Raw genomic sequence first — 6281 nt, 5'->3', positions numbered from 1 at the left:
CGTGGTGCTGGCTTCGGGCTCGCTGCCGAAGGCCGTGGCGATGATCGTGCTGGGCCTGTTGCTGGGTCTGGTCGGTACCGACGTGAACTCGGGCGCCGCGCGCTTCTCGTTCGACGTGCCTGAACTGACCGACGGCATCGACTTCGTGGCACTGGCCATGGGTATGTTCGGCTTCGCGGAAATCATCGCGAACCTGGAGCAGAAGGAAGCCCGTGAGACGTTCACGAACAAGGTCACGAACCTGTGGCCGACCAAGGAGGACTTCAGGCGCATGATTCCGGCAGTGCTGCGTGGCACGGCGCTGGGTTCGGCACTGGGTATCCTGCCGGGTGGCGGTGCTGCGCTGGCTTCGTTTGCGGCCTACTCGCTGGAAAAGAAGACGTCGAAGTTCTCGCACGAGTTCGGCAAGGGTGCGATCGAAGGCGTCGCAGGTCCGGAATCGGCCAACAACGCCGCTGCCCAGACCTCGTTCATCCCGCTGCTGACGCTGGGCATTCCGCCCAACGCCGTGATGGCGCTGATGGTCGGTGCGATGACGATCCACAACATCCAGCCTGGTCCGCAGGTGATGAGCAGCAACCCCGCGCTGTTCTGGGGCCTGATCGCTTCGATGTGGATCGGCAACCTGATGCTGATCATCCTGAACCTGCCGATGATCGGCGTGTGGGTGAAGCTGCTGACCGTGCCGTATCGCTTCCTCTACCCGGCGATTCTGGTCTTCTGCTGCATCGGCGTGTACTCGGTGAACAACCAGACGTTCGACGTGTTCATGGCTGCTGCCTTCGGCGTGATCGGTTACCTGTTCCTGAAGCTGAAGTGCGAACCCGCACCGCTGCTGCTGGGCTTCGTGCTCGGACCGATGATGGAAGAGAACTTCCGCCGCTCGCTGCTGCTGTCGCGTGGTGACTTCACCGTGTTCGTGACGCGTCCGCTGTCGATGGGCCTGCTGATTGCTGCTGCCGCACTGGTGGCCGTGGTGGCACTGCCGTCGATCAAGGCGAAGCGCGAAGAAGCGTTCCAGGAAGAGTAATTCTGACGACAAGCGCCGGCGCCATGCCGGCGCGAGCCGAGTAAGCTTGCGGGGGTGCCAAAAGCGCCCCCGTTTCTTTGAAGCACTGATAGGACTGCCCGACTGCGCTGCAGTCATGGGCTGCGCACGATGATTCGATTCTCCGCACCGCTAGTTGCGTTGCCTGCGCCCATGAAAACGCCATCGCTCGATCGTATCGTTTCCAGGCTTTATATCCTCCGGCTTGTCCAGGCCAGTCCATCCACGGTATTCAACCTGATGGAGCGGCTGCGCGAGCGAGGCATCGACAAGAATATCCGCGCGCTGCGCCCAATCCTGCGTAGCCTGTTGATGGCGCGATCCATTACCGCCGAACTTGTCGAGGGAAACGGCCGCGTCTACAGCATCACGGATGCGGGACGGGCCGAACTGGACGCCTACCTCGCACATCTCAACGTCCTTCAGGACGACATGAGCGAGACAGCCGAATAAACCAATGCAAATGCCGGTACGCTGCCTGGAATGAGGCGTGGTGCCGGCATCGTCATCCAAGCATTGTCGGTATCAGGGGTTCACCAACGAAGCATTCAACAACGCCACTGGCTTCGTCCACGAGAGATGAGATGCGTGTCGGCGCGCAGCATGAAAATGCGCCGGTGCAGCGTCTCGATGGAAACGCTGCACCGGCGCCGGGGTGGCAACTATGCTAGTGCGTCAGAGCTTTTCAAATGTGGCGTTCAGCTTGACCCTGTCGACGATTCTGTCGCCGGCACCGCTGACGGCATGCACGTCGAGCAGCTTTACGGCGTCTGTCATCGTGTAGCGGCCGGCCGGCAACGCGGTGTTGTCGTTGGCATGAACCCAGATATAGAGGTGCTGTAGTTTGTCCTTGAGCAACTCCGGCTCGGTCCAATAGTTCGCCGGGCTCAGGCGATAGCCATCGGCGGTCGTATTGACGGCGCGCGAAGCCCGGAATACCACGACGCGTTGATTGCCGTCCGGTCCCTTCATCATTACTTCAAGCCGCATTGGCGCGTCCTTGGGGTTCCCAACGGGAGTCGTCAGACCGAGCGAGGGCCGCCCGGCGACGAAATACAATTGCGATTCATCATCCGGATGCCAGGCGATATCGATACTCTCTGTCTCGCATGTCTGAGTCGTGCATAGCTTGCTTACCATTGCCGTACGCGCTTCTTGCCGGGAATCACCGCCCCGAGTCACGACCGCAGGCATTGAGGTGGGTACCGTGATGGCCTGGGTAGACAGCAGTGTGTCAGAGGGGGACAGTCCGCGGGGACCGTTTTCCACGTACGGGTGCTGCAAGCGGTACAAGGATACTTCGACAGGCTTGTCGGCAATCGGAAGGTTGAACGAGAAATAGTATGCGCGGTCCTTGCTAGCCATCTCTTTTGGGATGATGAAGATCCGGTGGCTGCCATCCGCGTAGCGGACCCGTGCTGCGTACCTTGCCCCTCTGTAGTTGATGGAAGTCGTGCCGATTTCCTCCAGGACAAAGGTGTTCCCGCTGGCTGCGAACAACGGCGGGAAGAGCATGCTGGCGCCCGGACTCTCGCTGGATGTCAGCGAGCCGATCACGGTAGCCACCGGAATGCCCATACGATCCGGTTTCAACTGCAACGCCGCACCTTTCCAGTTTGGCGCGACGGGAGCGTAAGTTCGTGTCGTGTCATCCCAAAGATAGTAACCAGGGTTTCCGGCCACGGTCCGCAGCGTTGGTGTTGACTCCAGCAGCTGCTGGATCGCGCGCGTGTTGCTGTTTGTATAAGGAGAGAAGCAGCTCTGACTGTCGGCAGGCTCTTTATAGTCGTTGATTTCCTTGTGGTAGAACTGAGGATCAATCCGGCCGCGCAGTGGCTTGTCTGACGACCGAATGGTAAAGCCATCGGTGGCCGCATACCACGTTCTGAATACGCCTCGCGCGGTATCGAATGGCTGCGGGTGCGAGGCTGCCCATATGAGACCATCGGGATACTCGCCTCCGAACTCCAAGGGTTGCCCTTCAACGAATGGGGTCAAGCCTACGACTCTGCCTAGTGCATGGTTCATCGTACCGCTACATTCCCCGTTCCATCGGATCTGAGCCCAGCCAGGACGGGCGATATCAACGCTGAAGGCGCTCTGGAGATTTCCGTCGCGGTCCTTATAGCGTCCTTGAGAAAGGGTGGCTCCATAAGCAAGCGGCGACGACTGATTGAGCATGTCGTAGGGGTCGGCGGCCTGCAAACCGCGTCCGGTGTTTGCCTTGTCCACCATGATGTTCGCGGCCCACGCTGTGTGGTGGGTTGGACGGACCCCAGAGATCGGTATCTGCCTCAGTGAATCAAACCTCCTTGGGGGATTTGGGGAGTCCATCATAATGACGCTGTTCCAGCGTGCAGGCAGGTAGTCCACGATGGATATCCTGCTTACCGGCATGCGGGCGTGGATTTCGTCAGCGAGCTTGTCCGAATCGAGGGTATCGGCATTGGAATCAGGATCCTCCCAGAACAGCACCTTGGTTCGTGTGTATGTGAGTTCCGATGGAGCCGCCAGCGGGGGAAGGCTATTCGTGACGCGGTATGCGTAGATCTGTTTTACCTCGTGGCGCAGCTCGTCATAGCCAACGGTTAGTTGGACACCGGACTTCATCCACCCAGTGGGCATCTGCGTGCTCCACGCCTGTGTGCTGTAGCGTGGCAAGGTGTCCTGGGTAATCCTGTCTTCCGCATAGCCATTCAGGTCGGCGGGCTTCTTCAGGAAGAGACGTCCCATCGATACGCCGTTCAGCATTGCTTCGACAAATACTTCTTGGTCATTGCTGATGGGCTTGGTTGGCGTAAACAGCAGGAGCGTGCTGCGGCCTTCGACCAGGTGTGGTGCGATACGCGTTTCGTTCTGCCTCACGACACTGGTTTGCCCGTATTCGAGCGCGCCGGCCAAGTCGAAAGTCGTGCGTGGGTATCCAGGTGTTGGTGTTGGTGTTGGCGTTGGCGTTGGCGTTGGCGTTGGTGTTGGCGTCGGGGTTGGCGCAGGTTGCGTGCTGCCCGATGACGGGCCGCTGTCTCCACCGCCGCCACATCCGGCCAGCGCCGCAAGGGCCAAAGCCGATGCGGCTGCAATGCGAAGGAGTTCCGTGTGCGGCCGACGAAGCGTTGAGACCCTGGAAACAGGTGATGCTGAAGCGAAATTTCGTGAATGATGGTTGTATGTCATTTCATTGCTCGCGTGTATTGGATGTAAATAATGTTGTTTTTGTAATTTATTATTTACGATTGAGTTTAATAATTAACCTCGCCAATGATTTTAGCTGGGCAGTGATAATGTTCCGGCGCTCTTTTTTTGCTTTGGGGCAAATGAGTCTATTATTATGATTTTTGGCGTAAATACTATTTACGTGATGCGTTGATATTGATAATTGACGCGCGAGGAAGAATATCGCTTTGAACGAGATAGGTCGCCTTGGCATTCAAAGGCGGCGCACAAAGACGGCGCTTAATGCGGGGAAAGGGGGGGTGAACCTAAGAAATATCCGGTACGGAATCGCATCGGGCCATCCGCCGGGGAAGCGGGGGCGATGGCTACCGGGCGCATCGGCATTGCGATGCGTGTCAAGGCGTTGACTTGTTGTGTCCCAGGCGAGGATTTACCTTGGCTTCGGCGATGGAAGCCAAGATCTGGAAACCCGGGAGCAGAAGATTCTGAACTACGCCATCACTACCTGGTTTCGTCCATTACGCTTGGCCTGATAGAGGCCCGCATCGGCAGCCTCGATCAGCCGGCTGAAATCGGCATCGCTTCCAGGTACGATCACCGCGCCGCCGATACTGACCGTGACAAATCCGCCGGTTGGGGAGCAGGCATGCGGAATGCGCAGCGTCTCGATCGCGCGCCTGACCTTCTCGGCCAGCAGTCGCGCGCCGCCGGGCGACGTGGCCGGCAGGATCATCGAGAATTCCTCGCCGCCGAAGCGCGCGGGCAGGTCCGCCGGCCGCGCGCAGTTCTCGCGAATCACGGTGGCCACGCGGCGCAGTACCTCGTCGCCGGCCACGTGGCCGTAGGTATCGTTGTAGCCCTTGAATGCGTCGACATCGATCATCAGTAGCGCAAGCTGAGTCTGTTCGCGCTGGGCGCGTTTCCATTCCGCGCCCAGGTACTCGTCGAAATAGCGCCGGTTCGACAGGGACGTCAGCCCGTCGGAATTGGTTAGCCGCTGCAGTTCCAGGTTGGTCTCGAGCAATTGCTGCTGGCTTTGGCGCAGCGCCCGATATGCCTCGTCACGCTGCAGCAGGTTCAGATAGGAGCGAGAGTGGTAGCGGATACGCGCGATCAGCTCGATCGAATCCGGCAGCTTGACCAGATAGTCGTTGGCGCCGGCCGCGAAAGCCGCGCTCTTCATGGTGGGCTCTTCCTTCGTCGACAGCACGATGATCGGAATATCACGCGTGGTGGCGTTTTCGCGGTAGCGGCGCACCAGCGTCAGCCCGTCGGTGCCGGGCATGACCAGATCCTGCAGGATCACGGTGGGCTTGGTACGCTCGGCCACCGCCACGGCCTCCTCGGGCTGCGAGCAATAGTGGAAGTCGATATCGGATTCGCTGGCCAGCGCGCGCCGGATAGCCTCGCCGATGATGGCCTGATCGTCGACCAGCAGCACCATCGCCGGGTATTCATGGGTGGCCGCCGCATCGGCCGATTTGATTTGTCTGGGCATTATTCGCCTCCTGTTCTTTTCTCTTACCGCCGACCGCCGCCACACGTCATGACTAGTCGCGGCGCGATCTTCTGCAGTGGCAGAATCTCGCTCGCCGCGCCCAGTGTGGCCGCCGCCTTGGGCATCCCGTAGACGGCGCTCGTGGCCTGATCCTGCGCGATGGTCTGGAAGCCGCGTTCACGCATGGCCTTCAGGCCTTGCGCCCCATCGCGTCCCATGCCGGTCAGCAATACTCCGATTGCTTCACCGCGCCAGTGTTCCACCACGCTTTCAAAAAACACATCGATCGAAGGGCGATACAGGTAGTCGCAAGGTTCGGGGGTATAGATGAGGCGTCCCGAGCTGGTCAGGCGCAAGTGATCGTTCGTGCCGGCCAGCACCACCGCACCGGCCTCCGGTACCTCTCCAGCCCGGGCAAGGCGTACCGGCAGCTGGCACTGCGCGTCGAGCCACTCGGCCATGCCCTGGGCGAACGCTTCGTCGACATGTTGCACGGCGACGACCGCCGCGCCAAAGTCAGCTGGCAACGCGCCGAGCAGCGTGGCCAGCGCAGCCGGGCCG

General features: G+C 59.9%; 6 protein-coding genes. 3 read left to right on the top strand and 3 right to left on the bottom strand.

The genetic code is table 11. The features are described 5' to 3' along the window. Nucleotides 1-1030, top strand: a 1030-nt coding sequence (locus tag D769_RS28125) for a tripartite tricarboxylate transporter permease (protein ID WP_040011315.1), incomplete at its 5' end; no start/stop codon positions are given. Between the two features lie 171 nt (nucleotides 1031-1201). Next, nucleotides 1202-1501, top strand: a complete 300-nt coding sequence (locus D769_RS28120; protein WP_008651813.1) for a helix-turn-helix transcriptional regulator — start codon at nucleotides 1202-1204, stop codon at nucleotides 1499-1501. Nucleotides 1502-1723: 222 nt separating this feature from the next. Here D769_RS28120 and D769_RS28115 read toward each other — a convergent pair whose 3' ends face one another. Next, a complete protein-coding gene (locus D769_RS28115) occupies nucleotides 1724-3949 on the bottom strand; it encodes a TagA domain-containing protein (RefSeq protein WP_008651812.1) in 2226 nt (741 codons plus the stop codon). A 14-nt stretch (nucleotides 3950-3963) separates the two neighbouring features. Between D769_RS28115 and D769_RS32830 the strand changes: the two genes are divergently transcribed. Further along, nucleotides 3964-4380 (top strand): hypothetical protein, encoded by a 417-nt coding sequence (locus D769_RS32830; protein ID WP_241227915.1) that lies wholly within the window; start codon nucleotides 3964-3966, stop codon nucleotides 4378-4380. Between the two features lie 332 nt (nucleotides 4381-4712). On the opposite strand, the gene D769_RS28110 is transcribed toward D769_RS32830, so the two are convergent. Further along, nucleotides 4713-5720, bottom strand: a complete 1008-nt coding sequence (locus tag D769_RS28110; protein WP_008651811.1) for a PleD family two-component system response regulator — start codon at nucleotides 5718-5720, stop codon at nucleotides 4713-4715. A gap of 23 nt (nucleotides 5721-5743) precedes the next feature. Further along, nucleotides 5744-6281: chemotaxis protein CheB (locus tag D769_RS28105; protein WP_008651810.1), on the bottom strand; the 538-nt coding region annotated here is incomplete at its 5' end.

The sequence above is a fragment of the Cupriavidus sp. HMR-1 genome (assembly GCF_000319775.1).
Lineage (GTDB): Bacteria > Pseudomonadota > Gammaproteobacteria > Burkholderiales > Burkholderiaceae > Cupriavidus > Cupriavidus metallidurans.
This window is presented reverse-complemented; position numbering and strand designations above follow the sequence as displayed.